We start from the raw sequence: 15,076 nt of genomic DNA, 5'->3' as shown, positions 1-15,076 counted from the left end.
GGAACGTCAGGCGGACAGTCCGAACAGAGCCGGCCAGGTCGAGGCGGCCCACGGGTAGCCGACGAAGACGATCGCGTCGATCGCGAAGTGCGCGACGAGGAACGGCACCAGACGTCGGGTGCGGGCGAACAGCCAGCCGAAGAGCAGGCCCATCGCGAGGTTGCCGATGAAGGCGCCGGGGCCCTGGTACAGGTGATAGCTCGCGCGCAGCACGCTGGTCGCGACGATGATCGGCCAGACGCCCCAGCCGAGCTGTCTGAGCCTGGCGAACAGGTAGCCGAGCACGACGACCTCCTCCTGGATGGATGCCCGGGCCGCCGACAGCAGCAGGATGGGCACCGTCCACCAGTGGGCGTCGAGCCCGGCAGGATCCACGGCGACGAACCAGCCCAGCGCACGGCCGGCGACGTAGAGCGCGATTCCCGGGATGCCGATGACGGCCACCAGAGCGAGGCCCCAGCCGATGTCGCGCGCGGGTCTCGTGCCGTCGATCCCGAGCATCCCGAGATGCGGGCGGCGTGATCGCCACAGCAGGAAGCAGACCAGCAGCACGGGCACGATCCCGAAGCCGATCGAGAGGAGCTGATAGATGAGGTCGAACACCTCGCGGTCGCTGCGCGACGGGTTCAGCGTCGCCGTCTGATCGGCCAGGGGAGTGGAGTCGGTGAGCCGATAGGCGAGCTGCACGATGGCGTACACCGCCGACTGGCCGAGCCCCAGAGCGAGGACGATCGCGATCTCCCACCACAGCCGCGTCCTGGTCGCCGTCACCCTCTCGATCGTAGATGGCACCGTTCGGATAGCTCAATTGGCGGCATCCGGGCCCTGGACAGTGCCAGTTGAGCGATTCGAACGGGTCAGGCACTGTTCAGAGAGCGTGCGCTATTCTGGAACGTCGCTCTCGTTCATTCGGCACACGCGGCATCCCATCTCACACCAAAATCCGCATTGGACTTCTTGAATGGCGCACGCCCTCCGCTCTGACCTCCGAAACGTCGCAATCGTCGCACACGTCGACCACGGCAAGACCACTCTCGTCGATGCCATGCTTCGTCAGACCGGCTCGTTCGGCGAGCACGCGCACGTCGAAGAACGCGCGATGGACTCCAACGACCTCGAGCGTGAGAAGGGCATCACGATCCTCGCCAAGAACACGGCGATCACGTACTCGGGGAAGCACTCCGAGACGCCCGTGACGATCAACGTCGTCGACACCCCCGGTCACGCCGACTTCGGTGGCGAGGTCGAGCGCGCGCTGTCGATGGTCGACGGCGTCGTGCTGCTGGTCGACTCCTCCGAGGGTCCGCTGCCGCAGACCCGCTTCGTGCTGCGCAAGGCTCTCGAGGCGAAGCTGCCCGTCATCCTGCTGGTGAACAAGACCGACCGGGCGGATGCCCGCATCGCCGAGGTCGAAGAAGAGGCCCACGACCTGCTGCTCGGCCTCGCCAGCGACCTGCAGGACGACGTGCCCGACCTCGACGTCGACGCTCTGCTCGACGTGCCGGTGGTCTACGCCTCGGGACGCGCGGGAGCAGCGTCGCGCAACCGCCCCGCGAACGGCGAGCTGCCCGACAACGACGACCTCGAGCCCCTGTTCGAGGCGATCCTCGAGCACGTGCCCGCACCGTCGTACGACGACGAGGCGCCGCTGCAGGCGTGGGTCACCAACCTCGACTCCTCGGCGTTCCTCGGCCGCCTCGCGCTGCTGCGCGTCTTCAACGGCACGCTCAAGAAGGGTCAGACCGTCGCCTGGGTGCGCCAGGACGGCACCACCCAGAACGCGCGCATCACCGAGCTGCTGATGACCAAGGCGCTCGAGCGCTACCCGGCCGAGTCGGCCGGACCCGGCGACATCGCCGTTATCGCCGGCTTCGCGGACATCATGATCGGCGAGACCATCGCCGACCCGGTGGACGTGCGCCCGCTGCCGCAGATCAGCGTCGACGAGCCGTCGATCTCGATGACCATCGGCACGAACACCTCGCCGCTGGTCGGCAAGGTCAAGGGACACAAGCTCACCGCTCGCATGGTGAAGGACCGCCTCGACCGCGAGCTGATCGGAAACGTGTCGCTGCGCGTGAACGACATCGGCCGCCCCGACGTGTGGGAGGTGCAGGGCCGCGGTGAGCTGCAGCTCGCCATCCTGGTCGAGAACATGCGTCGCGAGGGCTTCGAGCTCACCGTCGGCAAGCCGCAGGTCGTCACCCGAAAGGGAGAGGACGGCAAGGTGCACGAGCCGTACGAGCACCTCACGATCGACGTGCCCGAGGAGCACCTGGGTGCGGTCACGCAGCTGATGGCCAACCGCCGCGGCCGCATGGAGAACATGGTCAACCACGGCACCGGCTGGATCCGCATGGAATTCATCGTGCCCTCGCGCGGCCTGATCGGCTTCCGCACCGAGTTCCTCTCGATCACCCGCGGCACCGGCATCGCCAACGCCATCTCGCACGGCTACGACGCGTGGGCAGGCTCGATCGTCGCCCGCCAGAACGGCTCGATCGTCGCCGACCGGGCCGGCGTCGTCACCCCGTTCGCCATGATCGCCCTGCAGGAGCGCATGTCGTTCTTCGTCAGGCCGACCGAAGAGGTCTACGAGGGCATGGTCGTGGGTGAGAACTCGCGTGCGGATGACATGGACGTGAACATCACCAAGGAGAAGAAGCTCACCAACATGCGCTCGGCCACGGCCGACAGCTTCGAGTCGATGACGCCGCCGCGCATCCTCTCCCTCGAGGAGTCGCTGGAGTTCGCCCGCGAGGATGAGTGCGTCGAGGTCACGCCGGAGGCCGTGCGCATCCGCAAGGTGATCCTCGACCAGACCATCCGCGGTCGTGAGACGTCGCGGCTGAAGCGTCAGGACGCCAACGCCCACGCCTGACCTTCCCGTTTTCCGCCGAGGCCTCCTCGCCGCATCCGCGCCCCTTCGGGCGAGGACGCCGCGAGGGGGCCTTCGGCATGAACGGACATCTCGAGCCGCCCGCGAGCGAACGGAAGGTAACGAACGCATAACATACTTTCCCGGACGCGCCGGCGGGTCATTCTCGGCAAGCGCGCACCTCGCGTCCAGATGAGAGCAGGGTTGCGTCCAGGTGCACGGGACAGTGTTGTCTCTCGTGCCCGGGAAACGGTGCTCCCATGAGCGCGCCCCGTGAGGGTCCGGGCCGTCGACAACCCGAAGGTCGAAACCTCACCCCATGATCGATACCCAGAACACGCGTGCGTCCCACCGGGTCGCACACCTGACGTCGGCCCACTCCCGTCTGCGCCGTCCGCTGCTCGCCGTGGCCGTCGGAGCCGTGCTGACCGCGACGGCCGCCGCCGGAGTGGTCTTCGCGCCGGCCGCGCTCGGCGCCATCCCCACCGGACACGCTCTGGAGCAGGCCGCCGACGCCGCGGAAGACGGCAAGATCGCACTGGTGAACGCCGAGTCGCTGAACAACGTGGTCGCCCAGGTCGACTTCCCCATGCAGACCGAGCAGACCCAGGTCGACCTGCACGCTCTCACCGCCGATGTGAAGCGGCTCACCCAGGCCGATGACCTCTCGTCGCAGGAAGTGGACGAGCTGACCGCCGAGGTCGTGCTCGGCACGGTCATCGTGCAGTCGAAGACCTCCGACCTGCAGGAATCCCTCACCGCCGCCAAGCAGGCGGAGGCCGAGCGCGTCGCAGCCGAGGCAGCGCGGGCGCAGGCGGAGGCCGAGCGGATCGCGGCGGAGAAGGCCGCCGAGGAGAAGCGTCGGGCAGAGGCGGCCCTCGCCGCCGCCAACACCCCCGAAGGCGCGAAGGCGACCGCTCGTGCGATGGCCGCCGAGCGGTACGGCTGGGGCGAGGGCGAGTTCTCGTGCCTCGTCAACCTGTGGACCAAGGAGTCCGGCTGGAACTACCAGGCGTACAACGCCGACGGCGGAGCCACGGGCATCCCGCAGTCGCTGCCCGGCAGCAAGATGGCGACCGCCGGCGCCGACTGGCGCACGAACGCGGCGACGCAGATCGCCTGGGGGCTCGGCTACATCGAGCGCGCCTACGGCTCACCGTGCGCCGCGTGGGGTCACTCCCAGGCCGTGAACTGGTACTGATTCCCGGCCCGACCGGCCCGGCCCGCGCGGCCGGCCCCGCGGTGGGCGAAGCGATGCGTCAGCGCAGCTCCGACACCAGCACTGCACTGGTGCCGGGGCTGCGCGCCTCGAAGATGTGCGGCGCGTCGCCGGCGTACGACAGGTAGTCGCCGGGGTGCAGCAGCTCGGGCGCGTCGTCCGGGCCGACCACAGCCTCGCCGCTGACCAGCACCATGTGCTCGGTCGTGCCCGAACGGTGCGGCAGTGAGCGCCTGGGCTCGCCCGGCTCGGCCTGGATGAGGTAGATGTCGCGTCGCGTGCCGGGGGCTGCGGCCGACAGCAGGGTGGCCAGATAGGGGGATGCCGCTGACGGGACGCCCGCGTGATCGCCGAGGCGGATGAGGCGTGCCGCCGGGGCGCGGTCATCGACGAGCGTCGAGAACGGCACCCCGAGTGCGTCGCCGATGGCCCAGAGCGTCTCGACGCTGGGATTGCCGGAGCCGCTCTCGAGCTGGGAGACCGTGGCCTTGGACACGCCCGCGCGGCGCGCCAGCTCGGAGACCGAGAGGCCGACACCCTCCCGCTCGCGGCGCAGGGCGAGGGCGAGGCGTGCGCGCAGATCCATCTGTTCAGTATGACAAACGTTCGTTCGATTTGACGAGATGCCCGGGCCTGTTCAGAATGATGGGCATGCGTTCAGCAGAGCGAACACAAGAGGCGGGCCGCGCGGTCCGCGAGGTCTGGCGGGAGGGCCTCGGCGTCGCCATCGCGACCAGCGCGTACGGCATCTCGTTCGGCGCCCTGGCCGTGGCGTCCGGCCTCGACGTCTGGCAGACCTGCGTGCTGAGCCTGCTGATGTTCACCGGCGGCTCGCAGTTCGCCTTCATCGGCGTGTTCGGTGCCGGCGGCATCGCCGCTCTGCCGTCGGCGGTCGCCTCTGCTGCGCTGCTCGGAGTGCGCAACGTCGCGTACGGCATGCGGCTGTCGTCGATCATCGGCGGTGGATTCTGGCGACGGGCCGCGGCCGCGCAGGTGACCATCGACGAATCCACGGCGGTCGCCATCTCCCAGCAGACGCCGCGGCTGCGTCGGCTCGGGTTCTGGCTCACCGGCCTCGGAGTGTTCATCGGCTGGAACCTCACCACGCTGGCCGGCGCCCTGCTGGGCGACGTGCTCGGCGACCCGAAGGCCTGGGGGCTGGACGCGGCGGCTGCCGCCGCGTTCCTCGCCCTGCTCTGGCCGCGGCTGCGGGAGCGTCAGGCCATCGCCGTCGGCGTGGCCGCCGCCGTCGTCGCCGCCGGTCTCACGCCCCTTCTCATGCCGGGTCTGCCGGTGCTCGTCGCCGCGCTCGTGGCGATCGTGGTCGGCTGGTTCAACTGGTTCGGCCGCAGGAATGCGACAGTGGAGGCCTCAGGATGACCGTCTGGAGTGCGGTGCTGCTCGCCGCCTGCATCTGCGTCGGGCTCAAGGCCGTCGGATACCTCGTGCCCGCCAGGCTGCTGGAAGCGCCGAAGCCTGCCCGCATTTCGGATCTGCTCACCGTGGCGCTGCTGGGCGCCCTCGTCGCCGTGCAGACCCTCGGCGCCGGTCAGGCGGTGATGGTCGATGCCAGGGTGCCGGCCGTGCTCGTCGCGGCCGGGCTGCTGTGGATGCGCCAGTCGTTCCTCGTGGTCGTGTTCGCCGCGGCCGCCGTCGCCGCGCTGCTGCGGATGGTGGGTCTCGCCGCGTGAGCGCACCTCAGGCGCCCGACAGCGGCGCCCAGTAGGCTGAGCCGGTGCGCAGAATGCTCTCCCGAGGTGTCTCGTGGCTGGCCGCGGCCCTGGTCGGGGCCGTCTACGGTGTCGCGGCGACCATCGCGCACAGCTTCACGATCGGTCCCGTCCCCGTCGGGATGATCCTCGGCGGCATCGCGTGCGCAGCCCTGCTCGTCGCGCTTCGCGCCCTCACCGGCGACCGGTGGGCGGCACTCGCCGCAGGACTCGGCATGATGGCGCTGCTGCTGGTGATCTCGCAGCGCGGACCGGGGGGATCGATCGTCGTCCCGAACACCGCCCTCGGCAACATCTGGATGTACGTCGCCGCGGGCATCGTCATGCTGATCGTGGCCTGGCCGGACACCCGGCGGCTGAGCGAACTGTCCGCACGCGCGGCCGCAACGCAGGGCGAGGGGCGCTGAGGCGTCGTAGACTGAGCACGTGACGTACGTGATCGCCCTTCCCTGCGTCGATGTCAAGGACCGCGCCTGCATCGATGAGTGCCCCGTGGACTGCATCTACGAAGGCGAGCGGATGCTGTACATCCACCCCGACGAGTGCGTGGACTGCGGCGCCTGCGAGCCGGTCTGCCCGGTCGAGGCGATCTACTACGAAGACGACCTGCCCGAGGAGTGGGCCGACTACTACAAGGCCAACGTCGAGTTCTTCAAGGAGATCGGCTCTCCCGGCGGCGCATCGAAGGTCGGCGTCTACGACTTCGACCACCCGGTGGTCACCGCCCTGCCGCCGCAGGGGGACTGAGTGGGGGTCCGGGATCTCGCGGACTACCCCTGGGACGCGGTGATCCCGTACCGTGACCGCGCGGCCCAGCATCCCGACGGTCTCGTCGATCTGTCGATCGGCTCGCCGGTCGACCCCACCCCCGAGGTGATCCGTCGCGCTCTCGCCGAGGCGACCGACGCGCACGCCTACCCGCAGACCGTGGGAACGAGCGACGTGCGCAAGGCCATCGTGGACTGGTACGCCCGCCGTCGCGGGGTGCCCGATCTCACCGACGCGAACGTCATGCCGACGATCGGCTCGAAGGAGCTGGTCGCGCTGCTGCCCCTTCTGCTCGGCCTCGGGCCGGGGGATGTCGTCGTGCACCCGCGCGTCGCCTACCCGACCTACGCGGTCGGTGCGGCGGTCGCCGGTGCGACCGCCGTCGCCGTCGACGATCCTGCGGAGTGGCCCGAGGGCGCGAAGCTCATCTGGATCAACAGCCCCGGAAACCCCGACGGTCGCACGTGGGACCTCGAGGCGCTCACGGCGGCCGTGCGACGGGCTCGCGAGCTCGGCGCCGTGCTGGCGAGCGACGAATGCTACGCCGAGCTCGGGTGGGAGGGTCCCTGGCAGAGCCAGATGATCCCGTCGGTTCTCGACCCCCGCGTCACCGGGGGCAGCCGGGCGGATCTGCTCAGCGTCTACTCGCTGAGCAAGCAGTCGAACCTCGCCGGATACCGGGCCGCGTTCATCGCCGGGTGCTCGACGCTGATCGGCGATGTCCTCGCTGCGCGCAAGCACCTCGGTCTGATGCCACCCGCTCCGGTGCAGCACGCGATGGCGGTGGCCCTGCGAGACGACGAGCACGTCGCCGCCCAGAAGCGGCTGTACCGGCAGCGCCGCGATGTGCTGCTGCCCGCGCTCATCGAGGCGGGTTTCCGCATCGACGGATCGGAGGCGGGTCTGTACCTCTGGGCGACGGAGGGGCGAGACGCCTGGGAGTCGATGGATCGCCTCGCCTCACTCGGCATCCTGGCGGGCCCCGGCCATTTCTACGGCGACCACTCCGCGCAGCACGTACGTCTGTCGCTGACCGCGCCCCTCGAGCGGATCAGGCAGGCTGCGACGCGTCTGACCGGCGCAGATCGCTGATCTTTGTGCGCACCGCGCGGTGATGACGTTCATCTCTTGGCGGATGTCACAGTAGGCCGACGTCACGGCTAGGCTGTAGGGGCGATGGGGTCTGCCGGACCGGCGCTGCGTGCGTCTCTCATCGCCCACGACGACACGAACGCAGCAGGAGGTTGGCGTGAGCGCAGCTCAGCCCGAGAAGGCGACTCTTTCGATCGGCGACACTACGGCGGAGTTCCCCGTCGTCCGCGGAAGCAGCGGCACCGACAGCATCGACTTCTCGACGCTCACGCGTCAGACCGGGTACACGGGCCTCGACTACGGCTTCGTGAACACCGCGTCCACCAAGTCAGCCGTCACCTTCATCGACGGAGATCAGGGGATCCTCCGCTACCGGGGATACCCGATCGAGCAGATCGCGAAGAACTGCAGCTACCTCGAGGTGGCGTGGCTGCTGATCTACGGCGAGCTGCCGACGGCGACCGAGCTCGCCGAGTTCGACGAGAAGATCCGTCGGCACACGCTGCTGCACGAAGATCTCAAGCACTTCTTCTCGGCTCTGCCGCACACCGCGCACCCGATGTCGGTGCTGTCGTCGGCGGTCGCCGCCCTGTCGACCTACTACGAGGGCCAGACCGACCCGCACAATCCCGAGCACGTCGAGCTGAACATGGTGCGCATGCTCGCCAAGCTGCCGGTCATCGCCGCGTACGCGCACAAGAAGAGCATCGGACAGGCCTTCCTGTATCCGGACAACTCGCTGAGCTTCGTCGACAACTTCCTCAAGCTCAACTTCGGCGTGCACAGCGAGCCGTACGAGGTCAACCCGGTGATGTCGAAGGCGCTCGAGCTGCTGCTGATCCTGCACGAGGATCACGAGCAGAACGCATCCACGTCCACCGTGCGTCTGGTCGGCTCGACCGGAGCCAACCAGTTCGCATCGATCTCCGCCGGCATCCAGGCGCTCTCCGGCCCGCTGCACGGCGGGGCGAACGAAGCGGTGCTGACCATGCTCGGGCAGATCCGCGAGTCGGGACAGAGCGTGCAGCGCTTCGTCGAGAGCGTGAAGAACAAGGAAGCCGGCGTGAAGCTGATGGGCTTCGGGCATCGCGTGTACAAGAACTACGACCCGCGCGCGAAGCTGGTCAAGGAAGCCGCCGACGAGGTGCTCGCCGAGCTCGGCGTGACCGACCCGCTGCTCGATCTGGCCAAGGAGCTCGAGGAGATCGCCCTCGCCGACGACTACTTCAAGGAGCGTCGTCTCTACCCCAACGTCGACTTCTACACCGGCGTCATCTACAAGGCGATGGGCTTCCCGACGCGCATGTTCACGGTGCTGTTCGCGATCGGCCGCCTTCCCGGCTGGCTGGCGCAGTGGCGCGAGCTGAACCTCGATCCGCAGACCAAGATCGGTCGCCCGCAGCAGCTGTACGTCGGCTCGCCCGAGCGCTCGTTCCCGACGCGCTGAGCCGCAGGGGAGCGAACCGCTCCGCGCACCCGGCCGCGCTGTCATGACAGAACTGCCCGCCACGGATTCCCGTGGCGGGCAGTTCTGTCTGTGCGGTCAGCCAGTGCGGGGTCAGCGTCCCTGCGCGCGGCTGGCGCGGCGCGAGCCGGTGCGGGCGCGACCGGCGCTGTGCTGCTGACCGTTCGACGCGGGACGAGCCGCCCCGTGGTCGCTCTGGCGCTGCTGGCCCGCCGGTGAGCCGGTCTGCGTGGAGTAGCGCGGCTGGCTGCTCTGTGCGTGCGAGCGTGCGCGCTCGCGGCCGCCGTCCGTGCGCTGGGCGGTGTCGCCGGCGCGACCGGAGCGACGGCGGCCCGAGCCGGAGCGTCCGCCGCCCTGGCCGCCGGGCTGCGGGGCCGACTTCGCCTTGGGCTGGTTCTGCTGCGGCGCGACGGGAGCCGTCTTGACCTTCGGGGCGCGCTCGCCGACCAGCTCGTCGACGATGGCGGGCGTGACGTCCTCCATCGCGACCGTGATCTGCGCCTTGCGCAGGATGTCCTTCACGTCGCGACGCTGCTCGGGCAGCATGAGCGTGACGACGGTGCCCGCAGCACCGGCACGAGCGGTGCGACCCGAGCGGTGCAGGTACGCCTTGTGCTCGACGGGCGGGTCGACGTGCACGACCAGCTCGACGTCGTCGACGTGCACGCCGCGGGCGGCGACATCGGTCGCGACGAGCACGCGCACGCCGCCGTTCGCGGCGTCGGCGCCGAACGCGGCGAGGTTGCGCTCACGCGCGTTCTGGCCGAGGTTGCCGTGCAGGTCGACCGAGGGGATGCCCGCCGAGGTCAGCTGCTTGGCGAGCTTCTTGGCGTGGTGCTTGGTGCGGGTGAACAGGATGCGACGGCCGAGACCGGATGCCAGATCCTCGACGAGCCTCTTCTTGGCATCCGCATCCGATGCGACGAGCACGCGGTGGGTCATCTCTCCCACGGGCACGCTGGCCTCGTCGACCTCGTGGCTGACCGGGCTGCGGAGGAACCGCTTGGCAAGCGCGTCGATGCCGCGGTCGAGGGTGGCGCTGAACAGCAGGCGCTGGCCGCCGGCGGGAGTGGCCGCGAGGATGCGGGTGACGCCGGGGAGGAAGCCGAGGTCGGCCATGTGGTCGGCCTCATCGAGCACCGCGACCTCGACGGCGCCGAGCGAGACGACGCCCTGCTTCATGAGGTCTTCGAGCCGGCCGGGGCAGGCCACGACGATGTCGACGCCGGCGCGCAGCGCCTGCTCCTGCGGCCGCTGCGAGACACCGCCGAAGACGGTCGTGACGCGCATGCCGACGGCCTCGGCGAGCGGCCGGATGGTGGCGGCGATCTGCGTGGCCAGCTCGCGGGTCGGCGCGAGCACGAGGCCACGGGGCCGGCCGGGCTGCCGGCGGGTGCCGGAGGCCGAGAGACGGGCGACCAGGGGCAGCGCGAACGCGATGGTCTTGCCGCTGCCGGTGCGGCCGCGGCCGAGCAGATCGCGGCCGGCGAGGGAGTCGGGGAGCGTGTCGCGCTGAATGGCGAACGCCTCGGTCTTGCCGTCGGCGGCCAGAACGTCGGCCAGCGCGGCGGGCACGCCGAGATCGAGGAAGGAAGGCATAGGAGTATCTCCAGGAAAGCGCAGCGTGGCTGCGGATGTGGGCGACGGCGCGGGATCGCGCATCGTTTCGCCGCTCGAGTGACCGCGACCGGATGCCGGTGCGGAAGGATTTCGACGACGCAGACGTCTCGCTTCGCGAGGGGCGTCGACTCAACCATACAGCAGCGGTGGCCGCCGGCCTGAGCGTGCGCCGTGATCAGGCGTGCAGCATCTCGTTCAGCGTCACCCCGTGGCCCGAGCGGCGCGAGACCTCGACCGCGCCGGTCAGCGAGTTGCGCCGGTAGAGCAGTCCGCTGCGGCCCGACAGCTCGGCGGCCTTCACGGTCTGGCGCTCGCCGTCTGCGCCCGCCGGGGCGTCGGCGACGACGACCTTGGTGCCGGCGGTCAAGTAGAGCCCTGCTTCGACGATGCAGTCGTCGCCGAGCGAGATCCCGATGCCCGCGTTGGCCCCGAGCAGGGTGCGCGCTCCGATCGAGACGCGGTGCTGACCACCGCCCGAGAGGGTGCCCATGATCGACGCCCCGCCTCCGATGTCGCTGCCGTCGCCGACCACGACGCCCTGCGAGATGCGCCCCTCCACCATCGACGCGCCCAGCGTGCCCGCGTTGAAGTTCACGAATCCCTCGTGCATCACCGTGGTTCCGGGGGAGAGGTGCGCGCCGAGGCGAACCCGCGACGCATCGGCGATGCGCACGCCGGCGGGCTGCACGTAGTCGGTGAGGCGCGGGAACTTGTCGAGCCCCTGCACCTGGATCCCGTGCCGCTGCAGCACCGGGCGCAGCGCTGCGGCGTCGGCGGGATGCATGGGGCCGGCGTTGGTCCACGCGACCGTGGGGAGGTGCCCGAAGATCCCGTCGAGGCTGAGCTCGTTGGGGCGCACGAGCAGGTGCGACAGCGCGTGCAGGCGCAGATAGGCGTCAGCCGTCGACGCGACCGGCGCATCGAGGTCGATGGTGAGCTGCACGAGCTCGACCGTCACGCCCCGGCGCTCGTCATCGTCGGCGAAGGCGCCCCAGGTGGATGCGACGGCGGCCGCGTCATCCGCCTCCTGCGTGCCGAGTCCGAGCTCGGGGTACCAGGCGTCGAGGACGGTGCCGTCGGATGCGATCGTGCTGAGGCCGGTGCCCCAGACCGTGCGTGCAGTGCTCATCCTCCTACGGTACGTCGCCCCGCCGGTTCACGGCGGGATGTGTCGGCGTGGCTAGGCTGGGCGCATGGCGCTGGATCTGACTGCATCCTCTCTCGAGCTCACTCGCACGATCTGCGACATCCCCAGCGTGTCCGGGGCGGAGGCCCCGCTGGCGGACGCGATCGAGGCGGCGGTGCGGTCGTACCCGCATCTCGAGGTGGTGCGCCACGGCAACACGGTCGTCGCCCGCACACAGCTCGGCAGGGCGCAGCGCGTCGTCATCGCCGGTCACATCGACACCGTGCCGATCAACGACAACGTGCCCACCCGCGACATCGAGATCGACGGAGTCGAGTACCTGTGGGGGCGCGGCACGGTCGACATGAAGGCCGGGGTCGCGGTGCAGCTCAAGCTGGCCGCCGAGCTCACCGCGCCCGCGGTCGACATCACCTGGATGTGGTACGACAACGAGGAGGTCGACGCCTCGCTGAACGGCCTCCATCTGCTGGCCCAGACGCGTCCCGATCTGTTCGCCGCCGACTTCGCCATTCTGGGTGAGCCGTCGGACGGGCGCGTGGAGGGCGGATGCAACGGGACGCTGCGAGCGGTCGTCCGCGTGCGCGGCGTTCGCGCGCACAGTGCGCGCTCGTGGATCGGCGAGAACGCGATCCACGCGGCGGCCCCGATCCTCACCCGGTTGGCCGAGTACCGCGCCCGTGAGGTCACGGTCGAGGGGCTGGGCTACCGGGAGGGGCTCAACGCGGTCAGCATCCGCGGCGGTGTCGCCGGCAACGTCATCCCCGATCTGTGCGAGGTCGAGGTGAACTACCGCTTCGCGCCGAGCAAGAGCGTGGCTGACGCCGAGGCTCACGTGCGCGCGGCGTTCGCGGGGTTCGAGGTGGAGATCCTCGACGCGGCCGGAGGCGCGCGTCCGGGACTGGACGCGCCGATCGCGCAGCGGTTCCTCGCGGCCGTTGGGGGCGAGGCGAACGCCAAGTACGGCTGGACGGATGTCGCGCGCTTCTCGGCCATGGGCGTCCCGGCCGTGAACTACGGCCCTGGCGACCCGCACCTCGCGCACCACGACGAGGAGCGCGTCCCGATCGCGCAGATCGACGACGTCGAACGCGGACTGCGCGCGTGGCTCAGCGCGTCCTGACCCGCACGCTGCGCGGCTGGGCGCGGACTCCGGTCACCGCTCGCATCGCGATCATCTACCTGCTGTCGCGGCTGGTGACGACCGGGTTCTTCGCGCTCGCCGCTGCCGGCTCGAACCTCGGCTCGCGTTTCGGAGCCGACCCGACGCTGGGGGAGTACGCCCTCGGCTGGGACGCCCAGTGGTACTGGACGGTCGCGGTGTTCGGATACCCGACCACCCTGCCGGTGAACGAGGCGGGGCAGGTGCTCGAGAACGCCTGGGCGTTCATGCCGGTGTACGCCCACCTCGCCCAGCTCGTGGGCCTCGGCGACTGGGCGGCGGGGGCGGTGCTCGTCTCGCTCGTCTCGGGGCTGCTCGCATGCCTCGTCCTGCACCGGCTGCTCCGTCCCCGGATCGGGGCCGCCGCGGCGCTCTGGGCCGTGGCGTTCTTCGCCAGCGGACCGCTCGCCGCGCTGTTCCAGGTGGGATACGCCGAGAGCCTGTTCGTGCTGCTGCTGCTCGTGGCGCTCGACCTCGTCTCCCGCCACCGGTACGGGTGGCTGTACCTGCTCATCCCGGTGATGGGATTCACCCGACCGGGCGTGCTGGCGTTCGCGCTGTTCCTCGGGCTGCACGGCATCTCGCGGTGGCTCGTGCGGGAGAGGCATCCGCTGCCGCCGAAAGACGTCGTGCACATCGTCGCGCTCGGCGCGCTGACGACGCTCGTCGGCTTCTCGTGGCAGGCGATCGCCGGGCTGGTCACGGGGGAGCCCGGAGCCTATCTGCAGACGGAGCTGTCCTGGCGGCGCAACTGGCTCAGCGACCCGTCTGCCGCGTTCATCCCGTTCGAGGGTTTCGTGCGCGGTGCCGAGTTCTGGGCCGGGCAGTGGGGGATGCCGTCCTGGGCGGGCTGGGTGATCCTGGCGCTGCTGGTCGCCGGCGCGGGGTACGCCCTGCTGCGCGCGCGCAGCGTGCGGCGTCTCGGTCTTGACATCCGGCTGTGGAGCGCGAGCTACCTGCTGTACCTGCTCGCGGTGTTCTTCCCGCAGTCGAGCACGTTCCGCCTGCTGATCCCTCTCACGCCGCTCGCCGGCGCTCTCGCGGTGCCACGTGCACGGGCGTACCGGTGGGGGGTGCTGCTGGTGTGCCTGCTGCTGCAGTGGGCGTGGATTCTCGCCATGTACGGCTCGGCGCAGACCTACTGGCAGGTCCCGTGACTCGGATGTGACGCGCGTAACACCGGAGGGTGAGGCTACCGATAAACTTGACTCATACCACCGAGGGAAAGGGTGCCACGATGGCAGCGATGAAGCCGAGGACCGGCGACGGACCGATGGAGGCCGTGAAGGAGGGGCGACTCATCATCGTGCGGGTTCCGCTCGAAGGCGGCGGCCGTCTGGTCGTCTCCGTGAACGACGCAGAGGCGAAGGAGCTTCACGACGTGCTGGGCGCCGTCGTGAGCGCCTGACATTCCGATGAGAGGGGCGGTGGATCTGCGGATCCACCGCCCCTCTGCTGTGTCCGGGGAGTTCCGCCGCCTACTCGGCGACGCGGGCGAGCTGCAGCAGTCCCTCGCCGACGGTGGAGAGCGCGGCGAGCACCGCCTGCGACTCCTGCGTCTCCTGCACCAGCGACCGGTACGAGCTGGTGACCGCGTCGCGCTGGACGGGGTCGGCGACCCGGCCGCCGTGCAGCACACGCGGCACGAGCACCAGACCGCCGGTGCGCACGAGACGCAGACCGTGCTCGACGTACTCGATGACGTTCTCGGCGTCGGCGTCGATGAAGACGATGTCGTAGGCGCCTTCGTTCATGCGCGGCAGCACGTCGGCGGCGCGTCCGGTGATGAAGCGGCCTCGGGTGGCGGGGATGCGCGCATCGGCGAAGGCCTGGCGTGCGGCGGCGAGGTGCTCGCGTTCGTTGTCGATCGTCGTCAGCACCGCCTGCGGCGCTCCGCGCAGCAGCCACAGGCCCGAGACGCCGGCCCCGGTGCCCACCTCGAGGATCGATCTGGCTGCGCCGGCGGCGGCGAGCAGGGCCTGTCTCTTATACACATCT

Annotated in this window: 16 protein-coding genes; 11 read left to right on the top strand and 5 right to left on the bottom strand. The window is 70.1% G+C overall.

What is annotated here, in order from left to right; all coding sequences use genetic code 11:
- Nucleotides 1-6 precede the first annotated feature (6 nt).
- Nucleotides 7-771 carry a CPBP family intramembrane glutamic endopeptidase gene (locus BFN01_RS14215; RefSeq protein ID WP_256221172.1) on the bottom strand — a complete coding sequence of 255 codons (765 nt, stop codon included), beginning with the start codon at nucleotides 769-771 and terminating at the stop codon, nucleotides 7-9.
- Nucleotides 772-961: 190 nt separating this feature from the next.
- On the opposite strand from BFN01_RS14215, the gene typA reads away from it, so the two are divergent.
- Nucleotides 962-2,881, top strand: a complete 1,920-nt coding sequence (gene typA, locus BFN01_RS14210) for a translational GTPase TypA (protein WP_071644984.1) — start codon at nucleotides 962-964, stop codon at nucleotides 2,879-2,881.
- A 316-nt stretch (nucleotides 2,882-3,197) separates the two neighbouring features.
- The gene (locus BFN01_RS14205) at nucleotides 3,198-4,079 is read left to right on the top strand and encodes a hypothetical protein (protein ID WP_071644983.1); all 882 of its coding nucleotides are present in this window, start codon (nucleotides 3,198-3,200) and stop codon (nucleotides 4,077-4,079) included.
- A 58-nt stretch (nucleotides 4,080-4,137) separates the two neighbouring features.
- Here BFN01_RS14205 and BFN01_RS14200 read toward each other — a convergent pair whose 3' ends face one another.
- Nucleotides 4,138-4,683 (bottom strand): helix-turn-helix domain-containing protein, encoded by a 546-nt coding sequence (locus BFN01_RS14200; RefSeq protein WP_071644982.1) that lies wholly within the window; start codon nucleotides 4,681-4,683, stop codon nucleotides 4,138-4,140.
- A gap of 65 nt (nucleotides 4,684-4,748) precedes the next feature.
- Between BFN01_RS14200 and BFN01_RS14195 the strand changes: the two genes are divergently transcribed.
- From BFN01_RS14195 to BFN01_RS14170, 6 genes are all read left to right on the top strand, one after another.
- Nucleotides 4,749-5,477 (top strand): AzlC family ABC transporter permease, encoded by a 729-nt coding sequence (locus BFN01_RS14195; RefSeq protein ID WP_071644993.1) that lies wholly within the window; start codon nucleotides 4,749-4,751, stop codon nucleotides 5,475-5,477.
- Entirely contained in the window at nucleotides 5,474-5,788 is a 315-nt protein-coding gene (locus BFN01_RS14190) for an AzlD domain-containing protein (RefSeq protein ID WP_071644981.1), read from the top strand. The genes BFN01_RS14195 and BFN01_RS14190 overlap by 4 nt, the downstream gene beginning before the upstream one ends.
- Nucleotides 5,789-5,841: 53 nt before the next feature.
- A complete protein-coding gene (locus tag BFN01_RS14185) occupies nucleotides 5,842-6,234 on the top strand; it encodes a histidinol dehydrogenase (RefSeq protein WP_071644980.1) in 393 nt (130 codons plus the stop codon).
- Nucleotides 6,235-6,253: 19 nt separating this feature from the next.
- A complete protein-coding gene (gene fdxA / locus BFN01_RS14180) occupies nucleotides 6,254-6,574 on the top strand; it encodes a ferredoxin (RefSeq protein ID WP_071644979.1) in 321 nt (106 codons plus the stop codon).
- Nucleotides 6,575-7,687 carry a succinyldiaminopimelate transaminase gene (gene dapC / locus BFN01_RS14175; protein WP_071644978.1) on the top strand — a complete coding sequence of 371 codons (1,113 nt, stop codon included), beginning with the start codon at nucleotides 6,575-6,577 and terminating at the stop codon, nucleotides 7,685-7,687.
- Nucleotides 7,688-7,844: 157 nt separating this feature from the next.
- Nucleotides 7,845-9,134, top strand: a complete 1,290-nt coding sequence (locus BFN01_RS14170) for a citrate synthase (RefSeq protein WP_071644977.1) — start codon at nucleotides 7,845-7,847, stop codon at nucleotides 9,132-9,134.
- Between the two features lie 111 nt (nucleotides 9,135-9,245).
- On the opposite strand, the gene BFN01_RS14165 is transcribed toward BFN01_RS14170, so the two are convergent.
- Together BFN01_RS14165 and dapD are read right to left on the bottom strand one after the other, a co-directional pair.
- On the bottom strand, nucleotides 9,246-10,751 hold the full coding sequence (locus tag BFN01_RS14165) for a DEAD/DEAH box helicase (RefSeq protein WP_071644976.1): 1,506 nt from the start codon (nucleotides 10,749-10,751) through the stop codon (nucleotides 9,246-9,248).
- Nucleotides 10,752-10,947: 196 nt separating this feature from the next.
- Entirely contained in the window at nucleotides 10,948-11,901 is a 954-nt protein-coding gene (gene dapD / locus BFN01_RS14160) for a 2,3,4,5-tetrahydropyridine-2,6-dicarboxylate N-succinyltransferase (RefSeq protein WP_071644975.1), read from the bottom strand.
- A gap of 64 nt (nucleotides 11,902-11,965) precedes the next feature.
- On the opposite strand from dapD, the gene dapE reads away from it, so the two are divergent.
- The 3 genes from dapE (at nucleotide 11,966) to BFN01_RS14145 (ending at nucleotide 14,486) form a co-directional block, all read left to right on the top strand.
- Nucleotides 11,966-13,039 carry a succinyl-diaminopimelate desuccinylase gene (dapE, locus tag BFN01_RS14155; RefSeq protein ID WP_071644974.1) on the top strand — a complete coding sequence of 358 codons (1,074 nt, stop codon included), beginning with the start codon at nucleotides 11,966-11,968 and terminating at the stop codon, nucleotides 13,037-13,039.
- Entirely contained in the window at nucleotides 13,021-14,235 is a 1,215-nt protein-coding gene (locus tag BFN01_RS14150; protein ID WP_071644973.1) for a hypothetical protein, read from the top strand. The genes dapE and BFN01_RS14150 overlap by 19 nt, the downstream gene beginning before the upstream one ends.
- Before the next feature lie 80 nt (nucleotides 14,236-14,315).
- Nucleotides 14,316-14,486 (top strand): DUF3117 domain-containing protein, encoded by a 171-nt coding sequence (locus BFN01_RS14145; RefSeq protein ID WP_071644972.1) that lies wholly within the window; start codon nucleotides 14,316-14,318, stop codon nucleotides 14,484-14,486.
- A gap of 70 nt (nucleotides 14,487-14,556) precedes the next feature.
- Here BFN01_RS14145 and BFN01_RS14140 read toward each other — a convergent pair.
- Nucleotides 14,557-15,076: O-methyltransferase (locus BFN01_RS14140; protein WP_071644971.1), on the bottom strand; the 520-nt coding region annotated here is incomplete at its 5' end.

The organism is Microbacterium sp. AR7-10, assembly GCF_001878835.1.
Taxonomy (GTDB): domain Bacteria; phylum Actinomycetota; class Actinomycetes; order Actinomycetales; family Microbacteriaceae; genus Microbacterium; species Microbacterium commune.
Note: the sequence above shows the minus strand (reverse complement) of the source record. Positions and strands in the feature narration are given on the sequence as shown.